Origin of the sequence: Hydrogenivirga caldilitoris (assembly GCF_003664005.1) — a bacterium.
GTDB lineage: Bacteria > Aquificota > Aquificia > Aquificales > Aquificaceae > Hydrogenivirga > Hydrogenivirga caldilitoris.
In genome coordinates, this window is sequence record NZ_RCCJ01000001.1 from 1458652 (window position 1) to 1482839 (window position 24188).

The 24188-nt window shown below is 46.4% G+C and carries 27 protein-coding genes; 7 read left to right on the forward strand and 20 right to left on the reverse strand.

The genetic code is table 11. The features are described from left to right. Positions 1 to 62: 62 nt before the first annotated feature. From nadB to coaE, 9 genes are read right to left on the reverse strand one after another with little or no spacing between them, the layout of a single operon-like run. Positions 63 to 1592, reverse strand: coding sequence for an L-aspartate oxidase (nadB, locus tag BCF55_RS07970; protein ID WP_121012516.1), 1530 nt, complete (start codon positions 1590 to 1592; stop codon positions 63 to 65). Next, positions 1570 to 2550, reverse strand: a complete 981-nt coding sequence (locus BCF55_RS07975; RefSeq protein ID WP_121012520.1) for a gluconeogenesis factor YvcK family protein — start codon at positions 2548 to 2550, stop codon at positions 1570 to 1572. The genes nadB and BCF55_RS07975 overlap by 23 nt, the downstream gene beginning before the upstream one ends. 13 nt (positions 2551 to 2563) lie before the next feature. Then, positions 2564 to 3370 carry a radical SAM protein gene (locus BCF55_RS07980; RefSeq protein WP_121012523.1) on the reverse strand — a complete coding sequence of 269 codons (807 nt, stop codon included), beginning with the start codon at positions 3368 to 3370 and terminating at the stop codon, positions 2564 to 2566. Next, positions 3348 to 4226, reverse strand: a complete 879-nt coding sequence (locus tag BCF55_RS07985) for a PSP1 domain-containing protein (RefSeq protein ID WP_121012526.1) — start codon at positions 4224 to 4226, stop codon at positions 3348 to 3350. Before BCF55_RS07985 ends, BCF55_RS07980 begins: the two co-directional genes overlap by 23 nt. Positions 4227 to 4231: 5 nt before the next feature. After that, positions 4232 to 5179, reverse strand: coding sequence for a DNA polymerase III subunit (locus BCF55_RS07990; protein WP_121012529.1), 948 nt, complete (start codon positions 5177 to 5179; stop codon positions 4232 to 4234). Positions 5180 to 5196: 17 nt separating this feature from the next. Further along, complete coding sequence (gene serA / locus BCF55_RS07995) at positions 5197 to 6789, reverse strand: phosphoglycerate dehydrogenase (protein WP_121012532.1); 1593 nt, start codon at positions 6787 to 6789, stop codon at positions 5197 to 5199. Between the two features lie 47 nt (positions 6790 to 6836). Next, the gene (locus BCF55_RS08000) at positions 6837 to 8894 is read right to left on the reverse strand and encodes a heavy metal translocating P-type ATPase (protein ID WP_121012535.1); all 2058 of its coding nucleotides are present in this window, start codon (positions 8892 to 8894) and stop codon (positions 6837 to 6839) included. A gap of 46 nt (positions 8895 to 8940) precedes the next feature. Further along, on the reverse strand, positions 8941 to 9462 hold the full coding sequence (locus tag BCF55_RS08005; protein WP_121012538.1) for an NTPase: 522 nt from the start codon (positions 9460 to 9462) through the stop codon (positions 8941 to 8943). Then, a complete protein-coding gene (coaE, locus tag BCF55_RS08010) occupies positions 9459 to 10049 on the reverse strand; it encodes a dephospho-CoA kinase (RefSeq protein WP_121012541.1) in 591 nt (196 codons plus the stop codon). The genes BCF55_RS08005 and coaE overlap by 4 nt, the downstream gene beginning before the upstream one ends. Before the next feature lie 43 nt (positions 10050 to 10092). Here coaE and BCF55_RS08015 point away from each other — a divergent pair, with 43 nt between their 5' ends. Continuing rightward, the gene (locus BCF55_RS08015; RefSeq protein ID WP_121012544.1) at positions 10093 to 11028 is read left to right on the forward strand and encodes a UDP-glucuronic acid decarboxylase family protein; all 936 of its coding nucleotides are present in this window, start codon (positions 10093 to 10095) and stop codon (positions 11026 to 11028) included. Here BCF55_RS08015 and BCF55_RS08020 read toward each other — a convergent pair. From BCF55_RS08020 to groES, 3 genes are all read right to left on the reverse strand, one after another. After that, positions 11025 to 12815 (reverse strand): SulP family inorganic anion transporter, encoded by a 1791-nt coding sequence (locus BCF55_RS08020; protein ID WP_121012547.1) that lies wholly within the window; start codon positions 12813 to 12815, stop codon positions 11025 to 11027. The genes BCF55_RS08015 and BCF55_RS08020 overlap by 4 nt on opposite strands. A 119-nt stretch (positions 12816 to 12934) precedes the next feature. Continuing rightward, positions 12935 to 14572 (reverse strand): chaperonin GroEL, encoded by a 1638-nt coding sequence (gene groL / locus BCF55_RS08025; protein ID WP_121012550.1) that lies wholly within the window; start codon positions 14570 to 14572, stop codon positions 12935 to 12937. Between the two features lie 29 nt (positions 14573 to 14601). Beyond that, complete coding sequence (groES, locus tag BCF55_RS08030) at positions 14602 to 14913, reverse strand: co-chaperone GroES (protein WP_121012553.1); 312 nt, start codon at positions 14911 to 14913, stop codon at positions 14602 to 14604. Between the two features lie 238 nt (positions 14914 to 15151). Here groES and BCF55_RS08035 point away from each other — a divergent pair, with 238 nt between their 5' ends. Beyond that, complete coding sequence (locus tag BCF55_RS08035) at positions 15152 to 16432, forward strand: YeeE/YedE thiosulfate transporter family protein (RefSeq protein WP_121012556.1); 1281 nt, start codon at positions 15152 to 15154, stop codon at positions 16430 to 16432. Here BCF55_RS08035 and BCF55_RS08040 read toward each other — a convergent pair. The 5 genes from BCF55_RS08040 to BCF55_RS08060 form a co-directional block, all read right to left on the reverse strand. After that, a complete protein-coding gene (locus tag BCF55_RS08040; protein ID WP_121012559.1) occupies positions 16422 to 16805 on the reverse strand; it encodes a heavy metal-responsive transcriptional regulator in 384 nt (127 codons plus the stop codon). The two genes, BCF55_RS08035 and BCF55_RS08040, sit on opposite strands and share 11 nt — an antisense overlap. Next, the gene (locus BCF55_RS08045) at positions 16802 to 17224 is read right to left on the reverse strand and encodes a DsrE family protein (RefSeq protein ID WP_170144773.1); all 423 of its coding nucleotides are present in this window, start codon (positions 17222 to 17224) and stop codon (positions 16802 to 16804) included. Before BCF55_RS08045 ends, BCF55_RS08040 begins: the two co-directional genes overlap by 4 nt. Then, positions 17221 to 18405, reverse strand: a complete 1185-nt coding sequence (locus BCF55_RS08050; RefSeq protein WP_170144774.1) for a cytochrome c biogenesis CcdA family protein — start codon at positions 18403 to 18405, stop codon at positions 17221 to 17223. The genes BCF55_RS08045 and BCF55_RS08050 overlap by 4 nt, the downstream gene beginning before the upstream one ends. Before the next feature lie 86 nt (positions 18406 to 18491). After that, a complete protein-coding gene (locus tag BCF55_RS08055) occupies positions 18492 to 18743 on the reverse strand; it encodes a thioredoxin family protein (RefSeq protein WP_121012568.1) in 252 nt (83 codons plus the stop codon). 41 nt (positions 18744 to 18784) lie between these two features. Further along, positions 18785 to 19105, reverse strand: coding sequence for a DsrE family protein (locus BCF55_RS08060; RefSeq protein WP_121012571.1), 321 nt, complete (start codon positions 19103 to 19105; stop codon positions 18785 to 18787). Between the two features lie 33 nt (positions 19106 to 19138). Between BCF55_RS08060 and queF the strand changes: the two genes are divergently transcribed. Both queF and BCF55_RS08070 read left to right on the forward strand, forming a co-directional pair. Next, entirely contained in the window at positions 19139 to 19531 is a 393-nt protein-coding gene (queF, locus tag BCF55_RS08065) for a preQ(1) synthase (RefSeq protein ID WP_121012574.1), read from the forward strand. Next, complete coding sequence (locus BCF55_RS08070; RefSeq protein WP_121012577.1) at positions 19524 to 20207, forward strand: Crp/Fnr family transcriptional regulator; 684 nt, start codon at positions 19524 to 19526, stop codon at positions 20205 to 20207. Before queF ends, BCF55_RS08070 begins: the two co-directional genes overlap by 8 nt. Here the strand turns inward: BCF55_RS08070 and BCF55_RS08075 are convergent. Both BCF55_RS08075 and BCF55_RS08080 read right to left on the reverse strand, forming a co-directional pair. After that, positions 20197 to 20895: an HvfC/BufC family peptide modification chaperone gene (locus tag BCF55_RS08075; protein ID WP_121012580.1), complete on the reverse strand. Its 699-nt coding sequence runs from the start codon at positions 20893 to 20895 to the stop codon at positions 20197 to 20199. The genes BCF55_RS08070 and BCF55_RS08075 overlap by 11 nt on opposite strands. After that, entirely contained in the window at positions 20876 to 21700 is an 825-nt protein-coding gene (locus BCF55_RS08080) for an MbnB/TglH/ChrH family RiPP precursor modification enzyme (protein ID WP_121012583.1), read from the reverse strand. The genes BCF55_RS08075 and BCF55_RS08080 overlap by 20 nt, the downstream gene beginning before the upstream one ends. Positions 21701 to 21804: 104 nt before the next feature. Between BCF55_RS08080 and BCF55_RS08085 the strand changes: the two genes are divergently transcribed. The 3 genes from BCF55_RS08085 to BCF55_RS08095 are packed head-to-tail and all read left to right on the forward strand — an operon-like array spanning position 21805 to position 23277. After that, positions 21805 to 22092, forward strand: coding sequence for a hypothetical protein (locus BCF55_RS08085; RefSeq protein WP_121012586.1), 288 nt, complete (start codon positions 21805 to 21807; stop codon positions 22090 to 22092). Between the two features lie 35 nt (positions 22093 to 22127). Further along, a complete protein-coding gene (locus BCF55_RS08090) occupies positions 22128 to 22604 on the forward strand; it encodes a DoxX family protein (RefSeq protein WP_121012589.1) in 477 nt (158 codons plus the stop codon). A gap of 4 nt (positions 22605 to 22608) precedes the next feature. After that, the gene (locus BCF55_RS08095; protein WP_121012592.1) at positions 22609 to 23277 is read left to right on the forward strand and encodes a YkgJ family cysteine cluster protein; all 669 of its coding nucleotides are present in this window, start codon (positions 22609 to 22611) and stop codon (positions 23275 to 23277) included. Here the strand turns inward: BCF55_RS08095 and BCF55_RS08100 are convergent. After that, on the reverse strand, positions 23267 to 24184 hold the full coding sequence (locus BCF55_RS08100; RefSeq protein WP_121012595.1) for a sulfurtransferase: 918 nt from the start codon (positions 24182 to 24184) through the stop codon (positions 23267 to 23269). The two genes, BCF55_RS08095 and BCF55_RS08100, sit on opposite strands and share 11 nt — an antisense overlap. Positions 24185 to 24188: the final 4 nt, after the last annotated feature.

Consider the following 24188-nt stretch of genomic DNA (forward strand, 5'->3'; position numbering starts at 1 on the left):
CTCCTTCAATTCTCTTATTGAGAATATCTATCAAATAAGAAAATTTGTCAATATGACAGGGCTCATTCAAGCACATGCTCAGGATTCACAAGGGTATCCCTTCTGAAAACTTCCCTCTCGTAGGGGTAGTCGGAGCGATAATGAACTCCCCTGCTCTCTTTTCTTGAAAGGGCACCTTCTACAGTTGCAAGAGCGACAAGTAAGATGTCAAACAGTTGCCTGTTTTCCACAGAAGGCTCAGCCCTCTTCAAACTCTCAAACCACATCAAGAGTGTACGCTTTGCCTTCAGGAGCTCCTCCTCATTCCTCTCCAGACCGACCTTATCCCACATGAGGGCTTTGAGCTCTTCAAAGCTAAAACCTGGTATACCCTGAGCATCTCTCAAGTTCTTAAAGTTTGAGCTGTTTTTCTTTAGAAACTTCACGTCAAGGTACAACCGGTAGGCTACCCTGTAACCGAACACAACGCCCTCAAGGAGAGAATTAGAGGCGAGTCTGTTAGCCCCGTGAACCCCAGTACAGGTACACTCTCCAACCGCGTACAAGCCTGCAAGAGATGTCCTGCCTGAGGTGTCAACCTCAACCCCACCGATATAGTAATGGGCAGCCGGGACTACCGGGATCGGCTCCCTTTCAGGGTCTATCCCTCTCTCCTTTAAGAAGGAAACGATCGTGGGAAAACGATTCTTGAGGTCAATTCCCTTCCCAATAAGGGGTCTAAGGTCTAAGAAAACTTCCTGGTTGTGCTTTAGAACGTTGAATATGGCACGAGCAACCACGTCTCTGGGTTGAAGCTCGTCCACAAAACGGTTGCCAGAGCTATCTATGAGGTAAGCCCCTTCCCCTCTAACCGCCTCCGAGATTAGGAGATTCGTTCCCTTTAAGACCGTAGGGTGAAATTGAACGAACTCTGGGTTCTTTATGCTTGCCCCAGCCCTGAAAGCTATACCTATACCGTCCCCCCTGACCTTAGAAGGGTTAGAGGTATGCCTGAACATAGAGGCTGCGCCTCCGGTTGCCAAGATAAGTGCCTTTGCTCTAATGAAACGGAGCCTTCCTTCACAGGAATATATGAGTCCCTGAAGAGTATCTTCACCAAGAATCTCCTGAAGTTCCCCCTGAAGGACGGGTATGCTTAGCTCTTCAACCTTTCTCAGCAGCTTGGTGTATATCTCCCTTCCGGTGTAGTCTTTTACCTTTAATACTCTAGGAAAGGAGTGCCCCCCCTCGGTTGTCGTTGCGTAGGCATCACCTTCCCTATCAAAGTTAACACCCCACCTTTCCAAATCCGCAATTCTTAAAACTCCATCGTTAACGAGTATCTCAGTTGCCTTCTCATCGTTGAGGTATCTTCCGGCTCTCAAAGTATCAAGCAAATGAACGTAAGGGCTGTCAGAGGGGTGTAGAGCTCCAGCTATACCTCCCTGTGAATAGTAGGTGTTGCCTATCCCTCTTGTGAGTAACAGTGGAGAGAGACCAAGCTCTTTGAGAACTATAGCCGCTGTGAGTCCTCCTATTCCGCTTCCGCATATAACTATATCCGCCTCCTCGGTTGGTAACCTGGAGGTGTCAAAGCTCAGAAAATACCTCATTACGAACAATTTTAACGATAAGGTCTGTAAGTCTATCGGGATCGTGCCTAACAAAATTATCCTTATCCCCTATCAAATCTTCAGCGAATACCTTCACACCTTCTCTGGCTATCTTGGCTATATCCGGTGTGACAGGCTCCTGACCCTGCTCCAGATACCTTTTGAGGATGTCGCCGGAAGGCATCTTTGTGTTCACTATAACGGCATCTATACCCTTTAAACCTGTAAATTTAAGAAAAGTTTTCATGTGGTCGTAGGCTGTGAACTCGTCCGTCTCTCCCGGCTGGGTCATAGCGTTGACAATCAGAACTTTTAAAGCTGGACTTCTATTAACAGCTTTCCTTATATCCTTGATTAGGAGGTTGGGGATTATACTAGTGTACAAGCTACCAGGTCCAAAGAGTATAATGTTGGCTTTTTCAATAGCCGCTATAGCTTCTATTGGTGCTTTAGCACTCTCAGGTTCTATCCATATTTCCTCTATCTTTGCAACTCCCTTTTTCCCGTACTCGGTTATCTCTTCCTCTCCCTCAACGACTGTCCCATCACTAAAACGGGCAACCAGATGAACATCCTCAATAGTTGAAGGTATTATGTTACCCTTTGTTCTTAATATCTGGGAGGTTAGTTTCACAGCTTCCAAGAAACTACCTGTAATGTCCGTGAGGGCTGTCAAAAAAAGGTTTCCAAAGGCATGTCCCCCAAGACCGTCACCCCTGAACCTGTATTGGAAGAGACTCTGCATTATATCCTCACTCTCTGAGAGAGCCACTATACAGTTCCTTATGTCACCGGGAGCAGGTATGTTGTATATCTTTCTGAGTCGCCCCGTACTCCCACCGCTGTCAGCGACAGTCACTATAGCGCTCAGTTCATCAATCGTCTCTCCAACTTCTCTCTTTAACCCCTTGAGAAGGGTTGATAGTCCCGTTCCCCCACCAATAGCAACCGCTTTCATATTTTGACCTCCGTTATGTATAATCGGCAGTTTTCCCCACCGTTAATGTCCCACACCCTCCTATTTTATCTTTTCTGAATCTATTTGATAGGGTAACTTTCACCCCCAGAGAACGTAGCAACAGAAAGGCTCTCTCGTATTCCTCAGGAGACATCTGAGGATAATCAGAGACGCTGTTGTAGTATAGGAGGGCAACACCAACACCCAGCTCCTTAGCCAGCTGTGCAAGTTTAATAAGTTCACCCTCTGAATCATTGACATCCTTTATGAGCAGGTATGCCAGACTCAGTTTTTTCTTCCTGCCCTTTGGTAGCAGAGGTAGTTCCTCCTTCAAAAACTTGACAAGACGGTTCAGATCGCCCCCGTAAGGCATAAGAGCTTTCCTCTTGTTTCTATCAAGGGAGTGAAGGGATACGCTTACACCGTTATGCTGCATAAAGAGTAATTCCCTTAAGTTCTCTAACGGAAATCCTGTTGTGTAAAAGGAGACCTTAAGCCCCTTCTCCTTAAACTCATAAAAGGCTGCCTTGACCTCGCCCCAGTTGGCAAGAGGTTCCCCTATTCCGGCAACAGCTATACGCCTTATGGGAAGGAAGGAGCTTACCACATAGTACTGGGAGAGGATCTCTTCTCTCCTCAGGTTCCTCAGAAGACCGTGTTTTCCAGAAGCACAGAAACCACATCTAACATGACAACCGACCTGGGTTGATATACATAGAGTATCCCCTCTGTAGTGAACAGCTTCTATCGTAGAACCGTCCTGAAGTTGAAATATAAATAACCTGTTATGTTTACTTTCAATTGTGCGCAATAAATTCATAGTTGGCGCTATCCTCGCTCACCCTTCTACAACAACCACCACAGGCTTGGCAGCTTTTGATAACTTTCTCGTAATCTTTGGGAAGAATTTCGCTTAAAGGTATTTCTTTTGTCTTATCTTCAAAGCTCAGAATGACCAAGCCCCTCATAGGGTCAACCTCAATCAGCTTTGCTACCTTGTTATCTATGCATAGCTGAGAGCCTTTTTCAGGGAGTAAGTGCTTCACAAGATAGTTGTCCTTTTCAAAGGACATGCAACATATTAGCCTCCCGCAGGGTCCTGTAAATTTTGAAGGTGAAAGGGGGAGGTTCTGCTCTTCTATATCTTTAAGAGATATAGAGTCAAACTTGTCCATAAATTTCATGCAACAGGGTACCTCTCCACACAGACCTACCCACCCCAAAATCTGAACCGCATCCCTAACACCGACCTGTCTCATCTCTATACGTTTCTTGAAAACCTTAGCAAGCTCTCTGACAAGATTCCTGAAATCAACCCTTTCCTCAGAAGTATAGTAAAAGAATATCTTTCTTGAGCTGAGTGGTATATAAGCCTTTAATAGATGCATTTCAAGTCCCTGCTCTTTAATTTTCTCTTTGCAGGTTTTAAAAGCTTTGCTGCTCTCCTCCTCATTCCTGCTAAAGATTTCCATATCTTGAGGTGTTACTTTTCTAACGAATTTATACCTCACACCCGTAGGGCTATCCTCTTTAGAAACTCCCAAAACGCGAACAACGTCCTCTCCCTTTTCATCCGACTCAATTACGACAACCTCACCTCTTGACAGTTCCTCGTCACAACCCTCCAGAACACCAACCTTGTTGGTGTCAAAACTCCTAACCTTTATGTAATTCATCTTTCTTACCTCCATAATGCGTAAAGGGAAAGGAGCCCAAGGCTAAATCTTAAGCCTCTTCCGAGTCCCGCTCTGACCTCGGAAATTCTCTTAACGAGCATATCAAATCTATCATAACTTAATCCTTCTTTTAAAAAAGTCTCCCTCAATTTATCTTCCAGAAGGTCAAGGAACAGTTCCTTGTCTTCAACCTCCCTCTTATCAAGCTTTATGGCAACCTCATAAACCTTATCAGGACGGAGTGAGAGAAATTCGCTCAGAAGTTTTATAAGCTCTCCCTTCTCTTCTATAATTTTGGCAACGGTATAACTACCACCAGAACTTTGATAAAGGTCCCTGTCTTCCCTTCCTAAGAGTTCATAAAAGGCTTCCTCTTCCAGAGGGAAAAATTCAATCTGGTAAGTTCTTGAGACTATCGTAGGGAGTACTTGCTCCTTCCCGTTAGATATCAGGATGAAAAGCGTGTCTGCAGGAGGTTCCTCAAGGATTTTCAGGATCGCGTTCCCAGCTTCAGTGGTCATCGTGTGGGCATCGTCCACTATGATTACCTTCCTGTGGGAAAGAGCCGGTCGCATGTAAGCGAACTCCCTCAAAGCTCTAACCTGGTCTATCTTTATACTCCCACCCAGAGGAGGTAGATAAACGAAATCAGGATGCTCTCCAGACAGGTACTTAAAGACCCTCTTACCGTTGCTATCCTCATAAACGGATATGCTTTCCCAGTTGCCGGAGACTATATCCTGAACTACCCGTCCGTAATGGATACAAGACACACACTCATTACACCCCCAAGCCTCCCCTTTTAAACAGAGAACCCCCTTAGCAAAGTCCAAGGCTGCGGTTGTCTTTCCCACACCTGGAGGTCCGTAAAAGAGAAAACCTCCCGGAAGCTTACCCTCCCTGTAGAGTTTCTCAAGAAACCCCTTAACCTTGCTCTGGTCCTTTAGGTGCATTCTTTAAATTTAAGCTCTTACATGACTACTTGTTTAACGAAAAGTATCTCAGGTATACTTACAAGGTCTTCAATCACATGTTCAGGCACCCTGTCGTCAAGGTTGAGTATTCCAAGGGCTATCCCGCCCTTCTTCTCTCTTCCAAGCCTGAAACCGGCTATGTTTACACCAGCACTCCCAAGGACCGAACCTATCTTTCCTATAACACCGGGTACATCCTTATTCTCAAAAACCAGGAGGATTCCTTCCGGTTCTATATCAACCCTGTATCTGTCTATCTGAACTATCCTTAGCAGTTGCCCTTCAAGAACTGTTCCGGCAACAAGCTTCTCAGTCCCGTTTGAACGCACGACCACCTTTATATAGTGTTTAAAGTCAGGGGCTTCCTCCGAGTAGAGCTCTTCAACCTTTATACCCCTGTCCTTAGCCACGTAGGTGGCGTTTATTATGTTTACAGGAAAATCAACCACCTCTTCAAGGATACCTTTAAGGACGGCTGCCGAGATAGGGTGAAAATGCTCGGATATATCTCCTCTAACCTCTATATGGACTTCCCTTATACCTTCCTCAGCCCATTGAACCATAAACTTTCCCATCCTCTCAGCGAGGTCCAGGTGTGGTTTTATAAGGGTCAGTACGGAAAGGTCTGGGAAGGGAGCGTTTACAACGTACTCAACGGTCTGACCCTTTAAAGCCTTTATAACCTGCTGAGCAACTATCACCGCAACGTTTTCCTGAGATTCATAAGTGTTTGCACCTATATGAGGTGAAAGCGAAACATTTTCAAATTTCTTAAGACGGTCTATAAACTCTGGTGCAGGGGGTTCCTTTGAAAAAACGTCTAAGGCTACCCCTCTTACCTTCCCGTTCTCAAGGTTTTTTAGGAGAGCTTCTTCGTTTACTATACCGCCCCTCGCACAGTTAACTATGTATACACCCTCTCTCATGAGGTCAAATTCAGCATCACTTATCATGTTCCTAGTTTCATGGGTAAGCGGAGCATGAATCGTAAGGACATCTATCTCTCTGAGCATGTCGTGGAGGTTATCCATGAGCTTCACACCGAGTTTGTCAGCCTTCTCGCGGGGTATGTAAGGATCATAAGCAAGAACGGTCATACCAAAAGCCTTCGCCCTTATAGCAACTTGAGAGCCTATGTTACCGAGACCTATAATACCTAAGGTTTTACCGTATAGTTCCGTCCCCATAAACTTTTTCCTATCCCATCTGTGTTCAAGGAGGGATTCATGAGCTCTGTGTCCATTTCTGAGTATCGTCAGCATGTGCATCATGGTGAGTTCAGTTGCGCCGATGGTGTTAGCCCCAGGGGTGTTCACCACAAGGATACCCCTCCTGGTGGCTTCCTCTATATCAACATTGTCAACACCAACTCCCGCTCTTCCAACCACCTTTAAACGTCCTGCCCTGTCAAGGAGCTCCTTGGTAACAGGTGTCCTTGAGCGTGTGATTATGCAGTCGTAGTCTCCGACTATTTCAAGGAGCTCTTCGTAAGATATCTCCGGCTCGTTGTAAACCTCAATATCCGGTTCCCTCTGAAGGAGCTCTATACCTTTTGGAGCTATTGGGTCAGTGATAAGCACCTTATGCAATTTCTTCCTCCGAAAAGAGTGGCTTAGAGGAAATTATTATATAACAATTAACCTTTAGAACCTTTCCACAGTAGTAAAGTATTTGCTACAACACTTACCGAAGAAAGAGCCATCATAAGTCCAGCAAGTTCAGGTTTTAGATACACACCAAACTTATAGAACAGCCCTGCTGCCACGGGGATACCGACAACGTTGTAAACGAAAGCCCAGGCGAGGTTCTGCCTAATCTTGTTGCTCACAGACTCACCAAGCCTAAAGGATTCCGGAAGTTTTCCTATTCCTGATAGGAGAACCACGTCACCAACCTGTTTGGTGATATCAACACCGTGAGGAACTGCAAAGGAAAGGTCTGCCTGAGCCAGGGCGGGAGCATCGTTAACACCATCCCCCACCATAGCTACCTTAAATCCCTCTTCCTGCAAACTTGCCACTACCCTCCTCTTCTCCTCCGGTTTCACCTCAGCCATAAAGCTGTCAAAGCCAAGCTCCTTTGCGACAAACTTGGTAGTTTTTGTCCTATCTCCTGACAGTAAAACCGTCTTAAGCCCAAGCTTTTTCATCTCACCAACAACGAGTTTTGCCTCCTGTCTGAGGGTGTCCTTTAAATAGAAGACCGCAAGGATTTCACCGTTCCTCTTCAGAGCAACAGCCTTCCACACGTCCTCAGGGAGAGCTTCCTCTTCATACTCTCCTATGAAATACTCCCCGCAAACTATGCCTCTTCCCAGGAGCTCTTTACACCCGTCAAGTTCAATAGCCCTCGCCCCTTGCTTTTTGGCAAAATCCCTTATAGCTTTAGCTATCGGGTGGTTTGAGTATCCTTCCATCGTATAAACTACGTCAAGAGCTTCAGAGGAACGCAGCTCATACCTGACAACCTGAAACCTACCTTCCGTAAGTGTCCCTGTCTTATCAAAGACCACCATGTTTATCTTCGGAAAGACTTCCAAGGTAGAGGGTCTCTTTATAAGAATACCCCTGGTTAGAGCCTTTGAAATTCCAACAGCGACAGCGAGGGGGGTTGCTATTCCCAGGGCACATGGACAAGAAATAACCAGTACCGCAAGAGCAAATTGAACAGCCTGCTCAAAGTTTGCACCCAGTTTTATCCAGGAGAGGAAGGTCAGCGCGGAGATCAACACCACAGTCTGGACAAAGTAATGGGACACACGGTCAGCGAGTTTTTGAATCTTAGGTTTTTCGGAGAGAGCCTCTTCAATCATCCTGTTTATCTTAGAAACGTAAGAGTCTTCATAGGAAGCCTCTACCCAGATTTTAAGCATACCGCTTTCAAGGAGAGAGCCGCTTATCACCCTGCTTCCGGGCTCTTTAAGGATGGGCTCAGGTTCTCCTGTAAGGACTGCCTCAGAAACGTAACCCTTCCCACCGATAACCACTCCGTCCACAGGTACCATGTCTCCAGGTCTGCAGAGGATAAGCTCACCCTTCCTGAGCTCACGAACGTTCCGCTTTAACTCTTCTCCATTCTCAATAACCGTTACCTCAGAATGTTGAAGCGTAAGCATATCCTTAAGTAACTTTAGAGCCTTTCGTTTAGCCCTATCCTCAATAAGCCTTCCAGCCTTTACAAAGGTTATGAGGAAGGCGTTGGTCTCAAAGAAAGGAGTCCCTGGGATAATACCAAAGAGTGAAAGTAAGCTGTAAAGGTACGCACCAGTGGTTCCAAGAGCCACAAGCACATCCATTCCAGCCACACCGTTTCTCAGGGAATTGTAGGCTCCCTTATAGAATGTCCAGCCACCCAAAGCTTGAACGAGCGTTGATAGAGCCAGCTGAATATAAACAGAACCCTCAAAGGGGCGGAACATAAGCCCCATTATCAAGAGAGCCGATAACCCAGACAGGAGGAGTATGTACATCTCCCCACCTCCCTCCTGCTCTTCAACAACCCTGTATCCTAATTGCTCTATAACCCTTGTAATTTCCTCCTCGGATATTTTGCTCTCATCAAACTCTATCCTTACCCTCCCTAGCTCAAAGGAAACGTCAACCTTCTTCACGCCCTCCCTCTTTTTTAGAGCTATGTCTATGGTGCGGGCACAGTTCACACAGGTCATGCCCTCAACCTTTAAGGTGCGTCTCATTTAATTAAGCTTATTCCCCTGTGGACGTTAAAACAATCCTTTAATTTCATGTTAAAAGTTTCATAACCTCCTCTTCCATACCCTCTCTGTTGCTGCGGGTAAGTTCTATCAAAACGGCGCCCTGAAGTTTCCTCAATTCCCTTACAAGTGGATGCACGTCCCTTATGGGCAGGGTTGCCAGAATTTTTGACTTTGGGTCTCTGGCTATACTACTTACAAGCTCCCTGAATTCCTTTGAAAAGAGCTCCATCTTTCCAACTTCATCTATAACTATCACTTTATCCCTTTCCTTTAACGCTCTCTTCAGAATAGGGAGCACAACCTCTTCAAACCTTTTCACATTAACACCGTAGGAACCAACAAGATGCTTTGATGTGAAATTTTTACTTGCGAAGAGGGCTTCTTTGCCTTCCGTGGTCACAACCTTGAACCCAATCCTCCTGCGAGTTTTTCTATCCCTAACTTCCTGTGTCCAAAAACCCAAAGCTTTATCTCCAAGCCTTTGAACTATCTTCTTAATCAGCGTGGTTTTCCCTACACCGGGTTCTCCTGTGATAAATATCTTCATGGGTCCTCCTTTATCCTTTCAAAGAGTTCTTTAACCTGCCTTAGGGTCTTCTCAAGTCCGTTAGAGTTGTCTATTACATAGTCCGCATACTTCACCTTCTCCTCTATGTCCATCTGGTTCCTCCACCTTCTTTCAAAATCTTCTTCAGTAAAGCCTTTTCTCAGAGCCCTCTCCTTACAAACCTCATAAGGGGCGTATACTACAACCGTTCTGTCATAATTCTTGTAAGTTCCTTTCTCAATAAGAAGACTCGCCTCCACCACAACTATAGTGTCCTCTTTCAACTGGGAATAGAGCCTCTCCAATTCCTGATAAAGGGCTCTGTGGGTTATCTTCTCAAGCTTCTCAAGCTTTTCCCTGTCCTTGAAAACAATATCTGCAAGTTTCCTTCTGTCTATATCTCCGTTCTCAGAGAGTATTTCCTCCCCAAACTCCTCAAGAACCTCCTGATAGACAGGGCTTCCTTTTCTGTAAAAGGAACGTATGACCTGGTCTGCATCAACAGTAAAAGCTCCAAGCTCCCGGAACATACCGGCTACCGTTGACTTTCCACACCCAATGTTGCCCGTAAGTGCAACCTTTTTCATATCTAAGTAATTCTCACATAGAATAAAGTAAAATAGCTATCCTATGCGTGTACTCATAACCGGAGCTGCTGGCTTCATAGGTTCCCATCTCTGTGAGAGGTTTTTAAGAAACGGTCATGAGGTGATAGGACTGGACAACTTTTTAACTGGTTCTCCCGATAATATAGCTCACCTCTTTGAGAATCCCAGCTTCACCTTTATAAAGTACGATGTCACCAATTTCGTTTACGTTGAGGGTGAGCTTGACCTGATACTCCATTTTGCCTGCCCAGCTTCACCCGTTGATTACCTGAACCATCCCATACACACCATGAAGGTTGACTCCCTCGGAACTCTCCATACCCTCGGACTGGCCAAGCTCAAAGGTGCCCGCTACGTTTTTGCCTCAACTTCCGAGGTTTACGGAAACCCAACCCTGCATCCTCAACCTGAGACTTACTGGGGAAACGTAAACCCAATAGGACCGAGGAGCGTTTACGATGAAGCCAAGAGGTTCTCGGAAGCCTTAACTATGGCTTACCACAGGGAACACGGGATAGACGTGAGAATCGCAAGGATATTCAACACCTATGGACCCAGGATGAGAATGAATGACGGGAGGGTAGTTCCAAACTTCATTACCCAGGCTCTTATGGGAAAACCCCTGACTGTCTATGGAGATGGCTCTCAGACCAGAAGTTTCTGTTACATAGATGACTTGGTTGAAGGAATATACAGACTCGCCACCTATAAGGACCTTGCAGGGGAGGTATTCAACCTCGGAAACCCAGAGGAGTATTCCGTCCTTGAGCTTGCAAAACTCGTGATTGAACTAACAGGCAGCGGATCTGAGATAGTTTTCAGAGAAAGACCTGTTGATGACCCGGACAGGAGAAAACCTGATATAACGAAAGCCAGGAGGATTTTAGAGTGGGAGCCAAGAACACCGGTAAGGGAAGGTTTGGTTAAAACAATAGAGTGGTTCCGAGATAAAATTTAGGCTGTCTTCTTCTCCTCCAACTCCTTCTCTTTTACGGTGAGGCACTCCTTAAATACAACATAGGGACACTGCTCCCTGCAGTAATCGTGGTCTATCCTTGCAAAGAGCTCAACTATTGACTGACCCTTGGAGTCAAAGACGAGCTCGTGTTTTACAACCTCACCGAAACCAGCGTTTTCAAGGAGAGGATAGACATCACATCCTATATTGGCAAAGGCGGCTTCCGCACCCAGAGCCCTTATAGCCTTTATGAGCCTTATGAGCGCTTCAGAGCCTGTCGCGTCGGTGTAGTTCACCGCTTCCATGTCTATGAGAACAAACTTCAGGGGACCTTTCAAAAGCCTTTCTCTAACTTTTTCAACTATATATTCGTACACGTACTGAGCGTTCCCGAAGTATATGGACATATTCGGTCTTATATAGAGTATCTGAGGGCACTCCGGGAGCTCCCTCTTTTCAACGTTCACAAAAGTCTTTGACTCTGGGTCTCTTGAAAGAATGACTATCCTGGGATACATAGTCCTGTAAACGAATGTTCCAAGTGAAAGAATAACCCCAAGAGTTATCGCAACCCATAGGTCCATGAAAAAGACCGAGATAAAGGTAAGCCCACCCACGACACCGTCTACCTTGTTTATCTTGTAGAGCCTGATTATGTCCTGTGGTCTTATAAGGTTTATTACAGCTGAGAGAACTACGGCAGCAAGGGTGGCCTTGGGCAGGTAATAAAAGACCGGAGCTAAAAGGAACAGAGTCACACCTACCAGAGCACCGGTTACTATGCTGGCTAAAGGTGATTTCGCTCCAAGAGCGTAATTCAAGGAAGACCTTGAAAAGGAACCACCGGCAGGGAAGCCTTTAAAGAAGGCAACGGCTATGTTAGCAAGCCCCTGACCTATAAGCTCCTGGTTCGGGTCCCACTTGTCCCCTGTCCTTATGGCAAGGGTTTTTGCAATTGCAACCGCCTCTATTAAACCAAAGAATGCAACTACCAGGGCACCTCCCCACATCTGACTCATAACCTGAAAATCTATGGGTGGAAGAGTAGGGTCTGGAAGTCCCTGAGGAACTTCCCCAACTATAGCGACACCTTTACCTTGAAGCTTAAACAGGTAAGTCACCAAAGCCGTTAAGAAGACCGCTATCAGAGCCCCAGGCAGATAAGGGTTCACCCTCTTGGCACCCCAGATTATCAGATAGGCTCCCACACCTATAACAAGGGTGTAAGGATTTGTAAGCTCTATCTTCTTGATCATATCCGCAAGGACGGTAAATATATGAGTGCTGCTTACCACCTGATAACCGAGCATGTGCTTGAACTGGGACAAGGCTATCACGATCGCACCTGCGGCTGTAAAACCTATAACCACACTGTTTGATATAAGGTCAACGATAAAACCAAGCTTGAAAACACCCACAAGAAGCCTCACTATACCCACCATGAGGGCTAAAAGACCCATGTAGGCTACCCACTGGTCTGACTGGGGTTGAATGTGAAGGCTAAAGAGTACCGATGCAGAAAGCAGACAGGTCATTGCAACCGGACCTGTACCTAAAAACCTTGAACTTCCAAAGAGGGCGGCAACTATCGTGGCTATGAAAGCCGTATATAAACCTGTTATGGGAGGCATTCCCGCCAGGAGAGCGTAAGCCATAGCCTGGGGAACGTAAACAGCCGCAACGGTTATACCGGCTACAAGGTCCCTGACCAGTGAGTCCTTGGAGTACCCTTTAAACCATCTTGGGAAAGGAAAACCGAAGTAAACGGGTAAACTCTCAGTTTTCATTGGTTTTTTAAATTATAAAACAGCTTTTGAGTTTTGTATTATAAGAATCTATTAATGTTTTTATAAGATGAAATAAAAAGGGGGCGCTAAGCGCCCCCTTAGAAACTTACAGCGCTATGTTAATCAAGTTCGGGCATATCGGTAGGGGTCATGTCCTTCTTTTTGTCCTCGGGAAGGTCTGCTATGAGAGCCTCTGCGGTGAGCATCGTTCCAGCTACAGATGCAGCGTTCTCTATGGCTGTCCTTACCACTTTGGTTGGGTCAATTATACCGGTATCCATCATGTCAACGTACTCACCCGTTGCAGCGTTGAATCCCCAGTTCTTACCCTTCTCTTTTCCGAGCTCTATAACCTTCTCAAGAACTACAAAACCTTCATAACCAGCATTGAGGGCTATCTGCCTTAGAGGCGTCCTGCAAGCTTTCTTTATTATCTCAACACCGAGCTTCTGGTCTTCATTATCAACGTCAAGGTTTTCCAGAGCTTCGGAAGCTCTTACGAGTGCTACACCACCGCCCGGAACTATACCTTCTTCAACGGCAGCTTTGGTAGCATGGACAGCGTCCTCAACCCTGGCTTTCTTCTCCTTAAGCTCGGCTTCGGTGGCAGCTCCAACCCTTATGACAGCCACACCGCCGGAGAGCTTAGCGAGTCTCTCCTGGAGCTTCTCCCTATCGTAATCAGAGGTTGTCTCCTGTATCTGTTTCTTAATCTGTTCTATTCTTGCCTTTATCTGGTCTGAAGAACCCTTGCCTCCGACTATCGTCGTAGTCTCCTTGTCAACTACTACCTTGTCAGCCCTTCCGAGCATATCAAGGGTAACAGACTCAAGCTTGATTCCAAGGTCTTCCATTATGGCTGTTCCACCTGTAAGAACAGCTATGTCCTGGAGGTAATCCTTTCTCCTCTGACCAAATCCAGGAGCCTTCACAGCACAGGCTCTGAGAACTCCCTTGATGTGGTTTACCACAAGGGTTGCAAGTGCTTCACCTTCTACATCCTCAGCTATAACAAGGAGAGGCTTTCCAGCCCTGACAACCTGTTCAAGGACAGGAAGCATATCCTTTACGTTGGATATCTTCTTCTCATATATAAGTATGTAAGGGTCTTCAAGAACACATTGCATCTTGTCCGGGTCGGTTATGAAGTAAGGGGACAGGTATCCTCTATCAAACTGCATTCCTTGAACGGTTTCAAGGGTAGTCTCTGCAGACTTGGACTCTTCAACGGTGATAACACCGTCCTTTCCAACAGCTTCCATAGCGTCAGCTATTATCTTTCCTATCTCAGGGTCGTTGTTAGCGGATATGGTTGCAACCTGTTCTATCTCTTTCCTTCCTTTAACATCTACGGACAGGGATTTAACCTCTTCCACGACAGCTTTAACAGCCTTGTCTATACCCCTCTTAACATCCATGGGATTAGCACCGGAAGCTATAGCCTTGAGTCCTTCGTGGAATATAGCCTGGGCGAGTATTGTAGCGGTGGTGGTTCCATCACCAGCAACATCGGCGGTTTTGGAAGCAACCTCCTTGACGAGCTGAGCTCCAATATTTTCGTAGTTGTCCTTGAGCTCTATTTCCTTGGCGACGGTAACACCATCCTTTGTAACCAGGGGTGTACCCCAGTTCTTGCCTAAGATAACTTCCCTACCCCTTGGTCCAAGGGTAACTTTCACCGCATTTGCAAGCTTATCAACACCAGCCTTAAGCTTTGCTCTTGCTTCTTCACTATAGATAATTCCTTTTGCTGCCATCTCTCACACCTCCTTCTCTTGGTTTTTAATTAGGCTGTAACTTTTGCATCTTCAACTATCGCAAGAACTTCGTCCTCTGACATTACAAGATACTTTTCCCCGTCAAGCTCAACTTCCGTTCCAGCATACTTGTTAAAGAGAACCACATCCCCTTCTTTCACCTTGAGAGGTTTGAGCTCCCCGTTGTTCAGGAGCTTACCCTCTCCAACAGCTATAACTTCGCCCATCTGGGGCTTTTCCTTCGCGGTATCAGGAATGATAATTCCAGACGGAGTCTTTTGCTCTTGCTCCTCAAACCTTCTTACCACAATCTTATCGTAAAGCGGCTTCAGCTTTGCCATCGGTACCTACCTCCTTCCGTTTTTATTTCGGTAAAAATTATATTAACTTTCTCGTCCCATGTCAAGAGGTCTTTTATAAAAAGATGAGTCTTATATGCTAAGATTATTTTAGCCAATAAGAATCACAACCCAACCTCATTGTGTGTTTTATAGGCTTATAAGTTTTTCTTTTGGTTGCATAAGAGGGAATTGTTCTAACATAACACGTAAGTTTTAAAGATTTTAAGGAGGAGCCAGTATGGAGACGATAAAGGAACTGTACACTCACCTGTTCCGCCGCCAGTGGCCAGCATGGATAGGTGGGATAAGTATGGGTTTCATCGTAGTCCTCATGTTCGTATGGGGTGCTCCCTGGGGTGTTACCAACGGGATCCTGGTTTGGGGAGACAACATACTCAAGCCTATACTTTACCCAGATTCAGACGTGCAGAGTCCGATATGGCAGTTTACAGCTTTGATAAACTGGGCTTTCCTTCTGGGAGCTTTTATCTCTGCGCTCCTTGGAGGGGATTTCAGGATAAGCATCCCCTCTTTTAAAGAGTTCCTAATGGGCGCCTTTGGGGGGACGTTGATGGGTATAGGAGCCTTTCTCGCCTTTGGATGTACAATAGGAGCTTTTCTCGTGGGCTTTGGAGCTCTTTCAGCTTCCGGTATAACGATGATGATAGGTTTGGGTATAGGAACGTATACCGGGTTGAGGCTATATATGTGGCTCCTTACAAAGGGCTGGGGCACACCAGGTAGGGCTATTGAAGTTCCGGTAAATTTTCAGGTGATACTCGGTGTTGTACTCATGGTAATAACCCTTGGACTTATAGTCTTACTTGATAAGAAGGTGTCCACTTACTCCCCAGCCCTTGGGCTGGGTTCCGTTCAGGTCACCGCTGGCTCTTTAATATTCTTCGGAGCTATCCTTGGAATAATCAACCAGAGGACAAGGTTCTGCTTCGTAAGAGCCTTCAGAGAACCCTTCATGACCGGTGAGGGTAACATGACGAGGGCTGCAGCTCTCGCCCTCATAGTGGCCGCAGTTTTTGGTCTTATAGTCAAGTTCTCACCTCTTACTAACGTCCTTGAGATACCAGACGTTAAAGACATACTGGCAATAGAGATGACTGCTCCTCCTTCTATAAAGGCTATGATGATAGCTCCCTCCTTTCCCATAGGTTCATTGATAGGAGGTTTTATCTTCGGCATAGGTATGACCCTTGCAGGTGGCTGCTCTGTGGGTAGCTTCTGGCGGGCGGGAGAAGGCTCCCTGAAGAACATGACGGCTATACTCTTTTATGCCTTAGGAGGTTCTCTCTTCGCTTTCCTTTACAGGAAGATAGAGCCTGCCATACTGAGCACCTTCTCCGGTCTTTACGAAAAACTCGGAGCAACTAACGCAACGGGTATAAGGCTCTTCCTTCCGGATGCTCTTGGTCCTGGGTGGGCTCTCGTCATATTCCTCGCCTTCGCCCTGGCATGGCTCCTGTTTGCAACCTGGAACGAGAGAACGATGAAGTTTACCTTATAGATTCAATTATCGGACATACGGAGGCGGGGACGTCCCGCCTCTTCCTTAAGAGACCCTCCAGGAGTTTCTTCTGGGAATTCAGCTCCTCTATGAGATTTTCTATCTCACGGATTTTTCCCTTTATCTTCTCCTCAACACACCCGCAGGGTGTCCTTCCCGAAAACTTCAGGGAGATAATCTCCTTTATGTCCTCTAACTTAAAGCCGACCGCTTTCGCTTTGAGGATGAACTCGCAGAGCTTGAGGTGTTCTTCCGTGTAAACTCTGTAACCCGAACTGTTCCTTGACGGTGGTGGAAGGAGACCTATCTCCTCCCAGTATCTTAGGGTCTTGGGATTCAGTCCAAGCCTCTTGGCAAGCTCACCTATCCTCATAGGTATATAGGTATGTACCCTTCTTTAACTTTCAAGACGTGGTACTCAAAGCCAGACCTAACGACCTCAACACCGTCAAAGAGCGCCTCCTCGGAAACATTAAACATATTCATGGCGACCTTACAAGCCTTGAACTCAACACCGTGGAGCATGAGGTTCTCTATCCTCTCCTCAAACTCTCCGTTCTCAAACCTGTCAAGAAAAGTTATCCCCTCATCGTAAGCAACCACCTCTATGTCCGCACGCGCTTCCCAGAGGTTTATAGCTCCCCTTATCCTTAGAAAGACCTTCTTCCACCTCTTCCTGTCCCTGAAGGTAACGGGGAATAAAAGTTTGATCTCCTCATTAGAGGAAGCTCTCAGGGGAGTTAAAAGGGTAAGCACTCCGGCGGTTCCCAAGAGGAGGTCTCTCCTTCTCACAACCACACCTCCAGAAAGTTTTTAAAGAAGTAACCTGAGAGTATCAGGAAGATTGTTCCAACGAGTCTGTTTATGTGAACGTAGTGGGCTTTAAGAAAATCAGCGAGGTAGCTTACAACCACACCTGAGAGGAAGACAGGTATAGCCCTGCCGACCGCATATACACCCATTAGAAAGACCGAAGCAGTCAGGTTACCCGTTGAGGTACTCAGAACTATTGCTCCGAGGAGTAGGGAGGTGCAGGAGGGACATAGGGAGAAGGTGTAAGCAACCCCGAGAAGGAAGCTGCCTGTGCCCGCTCCCCTGAAGGGATTGAGCTTAGCCACTTGAAGGGAGAAGGGAAGTACGTTGAGGAGGTTGAGGGCAATCAAAAGGAGAATAGCGGCGAGGAAAAGGTTGAAGATATCAGTCCTGAATATCTCCGAGAGGACTATAGCGCCGGCGGAGGCGATACCCCCGACAAAGGCATGGGTGAGGAGAAGGGCAACAGAGAAGCCGATCACGCTCAGGGTTATATCCCTCTTGGAGCTGTGCTTAGTAACGAGTATTCCGAAAACCACCGGCAGGAAAGGTAGGGTGGAGGGTCCAAGGCTCGTTAAGAAACCGAGAATAAAGAGTATTAACGCTAAAAGTAGGAAGGGCTGTTGCTCCTGAAGAAGGGAAGAGACGAAGAGGCTGAGTCCCGTAAAGTTTATGAAAAGACCAATAGCGAGTATAAGGGAAAAGCCCGTTATTGCCGGGACCGCCGGTATCAGGAAGGTAAGAACTTTAAGAACCTTCTCCGGCAGTAGTATGAGTATAAGGGTGGGGAGGGTGACAAAGAGAGCGTAAAGATTAAATATCAGAAAAGGACTCTTGAAATAAAGGGAATAGAATGCAAGGAGGGCTATAAAGGGAAGGCTGCAGTAGGTGAGACTGAAACCCAGAGCCACACCAGGAGGGAACCTTCTGTGGTGGAAGAAGAACTGAGGTGAGAAATCAATGGGTGCTATCCCGAATCTCCTCATGAGGGGAAAGCCGAGGATGAATATCCCAGCAACAATTCCTTGAACGACCAGAAGAGTCTCCAAGGAGGGAGTAAACCTCTTTGAGAGAATATAGAAGAGAAAGGCGATGAGATTGAAGAGAAGGAAGCGAGATAAGAAGAGAAGGGGTATCTCTAAAACGCTTCCCTTCTTCACGTAAGCCCTCAGCAGTAGATTTACATTCCACATGCAGGGGGTGAAAAAGGACAGGGCTCCGAGGAGGGGAACTATATAAACGGGGCTCAGGATATCTCCTCCTCTATAGCTTTCCTTATATTCTCCTCTGAAGGCACCACACCGGCGAACTTCACCTTTCCGTTTATCACCACCGCCGGGGAGGTCAGAATGCCGAGCTCCGTTATCCTGTCCACATCCTCTATGGGGTCGAGCATCTTTACCTCAGCGCCAAGCTCCCTCGCCACCTTAACAACCCTATCCTTAACCACCGCACACTTGGGGCAGAAGTTTGACTCCAAGAGCTCAACGGCCACCATAGATGAGAATATAAACCTTCCAGCTAACTGGAAGGCAAGGGCTAAAAGCTGACCACCTTGTCCGCCCAGCTCACGAGCTCATAGAGGTCATTCATTGAGCCGACAGGACAGGCAGCCCCCTCCTTAGAGTTCCTAACCTCTAAACATACCCCGCAGGCAACGACCTCCCCTCCGTTCTCTTTAAAAAGTTTCATCTGCTCCCGGACGTTGAACTTCTCGTTTTCTATCCCGAGACTCTCAACACCCTTTCCGAGAAGGAAGACCTTAACCTCATCCCCCTGAGCCAAGGAGAAGACGCCGAACCTGAAGGCGTTCCACACGGTCTCAGGGTCGTTGCTATAAACTACTATCCCCACTCTCATCCAGAACCTCCCTTTTGAGCTATATTTAATCACATGGAAGAGGTAAGGGAAAAGAAGTACGGAGAGATAGCGATAGAGCAGGCGGAGCTTGAACCCTGGGAGAACCCGACTCCTGAGAGGGACTACATGATAGAGATAACCTTCCCCGAGTTCTCCTGCCTGTGCCCGAGGTCCGGATATCCAGACTACGCGACCATAAGGATACGCTACATACCTGACAGATACATAGTTGAGCTCAAATCCTTAAAGCTCTGGCTCAATAAGTTCAGGAACAGGTATATCTCCCACGAGCAGGCGACCAACGAGATATACACCGCCCTATACGAGACCCTGAAGCCGAGGTTCTTAGAAGTGATAGGGGACTTCAACCCGAGGGGAAACGTCCACACGGTGGTGAAGCTCAGGAGTGACGGGAAATATGATTAAGGAAGAGAAGCTTTGGTATCTCAAGAACCTTGACATACTTTCCGGACTATCCGAAGAAGAGCTGAAGTTTTTAGACGATAACTCAGTGGGTCTTAACGTTAAGAAAGGAACCACCATATACTCTCCAGAGGAAAAGGAAGAGTTTCTTTACTTCGTAAAAAGGGGAAGTGTCAGACTCTATAAAGTTGACAGCAATGGTAAGGAGATAACCTTCGCGATACTTGGGGCTGGTGACATATTCGGTGGTATATCTCCCTATGACAGAGACATGTACGGTGAGTTCGCCGTTGCCCTGGAAGACACATTCATATGTCTCGTAAACAAAAGGGTTTTCTTCAGCCGTATGAGTAGGAACCCCACGATTATGCTTAGGTTGAATAAGTTTCTTGGTTTAATGACCTACGAATTGGAACTCAGAATTGAAGAACTCGTAGCCAAACCGGTTTTAACCAGGCTTGCCTCCCTGTTGTTGAGGCTCCAAGACAGGTTCGGCGACCCTGAAGGTGACATAAAACTGTCCCTATCCCACAGAGAGCTCGCAAGCCTTATAGGGGCAACCAGGGAAGCGACCACTATAGCCCTTAATGAGCTCAAGGATATGGGTGCGATTGAGATCGGCAGGAAGAAGATAAAGGTCATCAGTAGGAAACTCCTTGAAGAGCTCTCTACATTTTGACCAGCACTCCGACAGATACAAGCCTGGACATGAAGTTCTCAAGGTAGGGTATAACCTCCTCAAGTTCAAATTCAAGTTCCCTTCTCTCAAGGGCGGTTTTTGGGCTCACTCCTCCTACCACCTCTTTCAGGTAGCCATAAACAAACTCCGTCAGCTCCACACTCTTCACATTCTCATCTCTATCCCTGTACATAAGCAGGTAGTAATTACCCTTAGCGGCAATCATCTCCTCATAAGACATAGAGTTAAACCTGTGAACGGGAAAGGAAAAATGAAGAATCTTAGCCGATGATGAGAGCCTGTAGCTCCCCTTCCATGAGAAACCTTCAGATAATCTCTCATCAGGTGCGTTAAAGAGTTCCACTTCCAGCCATTCGTATAGGGCAAGCTCCTCAAGAAAGGGCAGTTTAGCCTTCAGGGGGAGTTCTTTTCCTCTAAAAAAATCAACGAACTCGTTTCCAAGGTCTAACAGAAGCGGGCTTGTATGCTTCAACCTCATAAACTCCCTGACAAGTGGTTCAAGCTCATCTCCGAGGTATTGAGAAAGTGACGGAAGCGAAGTCTCTATGAATTCCTCAAACCTGTTGTAGACAAGCAGAAAGTATAGCTCTAACCTCTCATTTTCGGGAGGCGTGATTCCCTTGGCTGTGGCAAAAAGTTTCCTCATCTCAGCAAGCTCTCTTTGCACCTCTAAAACTCCTCACTTCTTCAAGCTCGCTCATCAGCTCTCCGTACGAAGGTATGTTGTTGTCCCTCTCCAAGAGAACAGGGATATCAGGTTTCTTTGATAGAACATAGGCAAGAAGCTCCAGAACTTCCTCCTTAACCTTCTCTCCATGGGTATCTATAAGAATCCTGTCATCCTTATCGTGTCCAGCTATATGTATGTAAGCTACCCTATCCAAAGGCATACATTCTATAAACTCGTAAGGGTTGTATCCATGGTTAACCGAGTTCACGTAAACATTGTTAACATCAAGTAGCAGGTAAGCCCCACTCTCCTCCAAAACTCCCTTTATAAACTCCCATTCCTCCATATCCTTCAATGGAGTATAGTAATAAGAGATGTTCTCAATTATCAATGGTATTTCAAGGAATTCCTGAACCTTCCTTATCTTATCCGAAACAAACTTTATCGTATTATCAGTAAAGGGCAAAGGGAACAGGTCATGCAGGTATTCACCACCCATAGAGGAAAAACTAAGGTGCTCCGAATAAACCTTAATATCAAAGTCCTTTAAAAAACTCTTTATCTGCTTGAGGAAGGCGTAATTGAGTTCATCTGGAGAACCTACAGAAAGGGAGAGTCCGTGACAAACTACAGGGAAACGCTCCCTAACCCTCTCAAGGACCCTTCTGAAGAAACCTCCCCTCCTCAGCCAGTTCTCAGGTGCGATTTCAAACCACTCAGGTGATGAGTCATAATTTACTACCTCTTCAGCGAATGAATATCTGAGACCGAGTCCAAAGCCTTTAGGTAAGTTTAAGTCCATGTCCAAGTATAAACTTAACCCAAATCCTCGTATATTTGGTGAGATAGATTACAGATAACTTCCGTGGAGAGTCTATAGTTAAGTTACAAGGAGGTGTAGAAGCCATGAACGGAAAGCAAAAACTTATGGGCCTTTTAGGTTCAGCAGTCCTACTCGGACTGGGAGCAGAAGGAGTAACACCAGCCCATGCTGGTGAAGGTAAGTGTGCGGGTAAAACAGGCGGGACCAGTACGGAGAAAGCCAAAGAGGCTACCTGTGCTGGAATGAAGAAGGAAGGCAAGGAAGCTACCTGTGCCGGCACAAAAGAGAAAAAGAAAAAAACTAAGGAGATGACATGCGCAGGACCTGGGGGATGCGGTGGGAAGATGAAAAAGGACGGCTCAAAGTCCTAAACCGAAGACCCAATTAAAAAGCTGGAGGGAACGCTATGACTTCAAACCTAAGCGGTGTGGTTCGCCTTTATGAAAAGGGGCTAAATCTCCTGCCTCCCCTCCAGTCTCTTTTCCTTCTTTTTGTGAGACTTTACTGGGGATGGCTCTTTGCCCAAGCAGGATACGGTAAGCTCACCCATATAGATAGAACAACAGAATTTTTCGGAAGCCTTGGGATGCCATTTCCCGAATTTAACGCTTACTTTATAGGTCTTACAGAGTTTCTTGGAGGTGTTCTTATAAGCCTGGGACTTGGGACAAGACTGGTGGGTGCCTTTCTGGCTGGAGAGATGTTCGTTGCATACCTGGTAGCTCACAGGAGTGAGCTCATGAGCGTATTTTCAGATCCAAGCGAGTTTTACACTGCACCACCCTTCACCTTTATGTTTGCCTCTCTGATACTATTTCTGTTCGGTGCAGGGAAGATATCCCTTGACAATCTGGTTACCAAGGTCACAAGAGGTTTAGAATAAACTTATGCCCTCAGAAAGCGAATATGCTGAGGAAAGAAGCCGGCTCTTTGAAGAAACGCTTAAAAAAGCCACGGAAGACATCAAGGTTGACTGCCGAAGGGGCTGTACTTACTGCTGTTACGGGGTTACCCTCTGGATAAAGAGAGTTGAAGCTGTCCTAATGGTTGATTTTCTGAATAGGCTACCGTTAAAGGAAAGGAAGGAAATCTGGCACAGGATAAAGAATTACGCAAAGCTCTATGAGGAAGAGGCTAAAAGGGTAGGGTACGCACCTAGTTTCCCCATCAAAGAGGAGGACCTTGATATAGAAAAGCTGGGTGTGATCGGCGGTTTAGGTATGAACGAGGTACCTTGTCCCTTCCTTGAAGAACACACGGGAGTATGCCTCATATATGAGGCAAGGCCGGACATGTGCCGACTCATGCTCTATGAGAACAGTTCTGTATGTAAAAGAGACTGGGAAAACCCCCTCGGCTTCCTGTGGAAGAGGGAGATAGCACCCTTTATGGACGATATTAAGGCGAGGTTTTTCCCAAGGTGGAAGCTCAAGAGAGGAGAGCTCTCAAAGAAGTTCCCAAGTTTGGAGCAAGAGAAGCTTGAGGGAGAAGTGGGCTTCGTAACCCACTTTATAAGGTTTGACCCTGTGAGAAAGGTTTTCAAGGTTACCGGTTAGGGAGTCTGCAGTCCCTGAAGGTTTCCCATACGTATCTATTCAGCGGGTAGTTTAAGTACTCCCATTCACGCTTTGATGCATCGTAAACTCTCATTCCTTGATAACCGGCAAAGTCCATAACCATATAGAGAAAAGCTGCACCAGTGCCTCCAAAGCAAAAGAGCAGGACTTCATCTTCCCTCTTAATACCCTGATTCTTCAAAAACTCATCTACATAGGCAGGGATTTTTATCAGGAGCTTGTTGGTCCTCTTATCTCTCTGAATCCACCACTCCCAAGGTAAAGAGATAGAACAGGGAACATGTCCGTACTTTTTAGCAGCTGGAAACTTGGATATACCAAAGTAATGCCCTACAGGTCTACCATCTAAGATAGGTTTCTTACCTATGCTATTGAGCAGGTAATCCGCATCTATCTCCTTCCTGGGGTTATAGTTTGCCCTGAAGTTTCCTTCCTTTATCTGTGGCTCATCGTAACTTACAGGAAAACCCTTGTTACTCCAGCCAGACCAACCTCCATCCAGCAGGGCTACCTTCTCGTGACCAAGAAGATGGAAAATCCAGTATGCGTAGACAGCACCGAGAATCTCATTGGTGTTGTTACCCTTATAATAAAGGACAACTTTTGAGCTGTTGTTTATGCCCCACTTCCTGAAGAGTTTCTCGTACTCCTTGAGAGGTTTCTTAACAAGGGCTCCTGTTTTCTCATCCATTACCCTCCACTCCTCTTTTTCCGTAAGTCTTGCACCCGGTATGTGCCCCTCAACGAGATAGCTCTGAGAGTCTGAGAATTCAAGGATAACGATCTCCGGGTCTCCCAGATGCTCTTTCAACCATTCTGGTGACACCAGCTTGGGCAATGAGAAGGACACCCCTATCATAAGGAGAAGCACAATCAAGAAGTTCATGTGA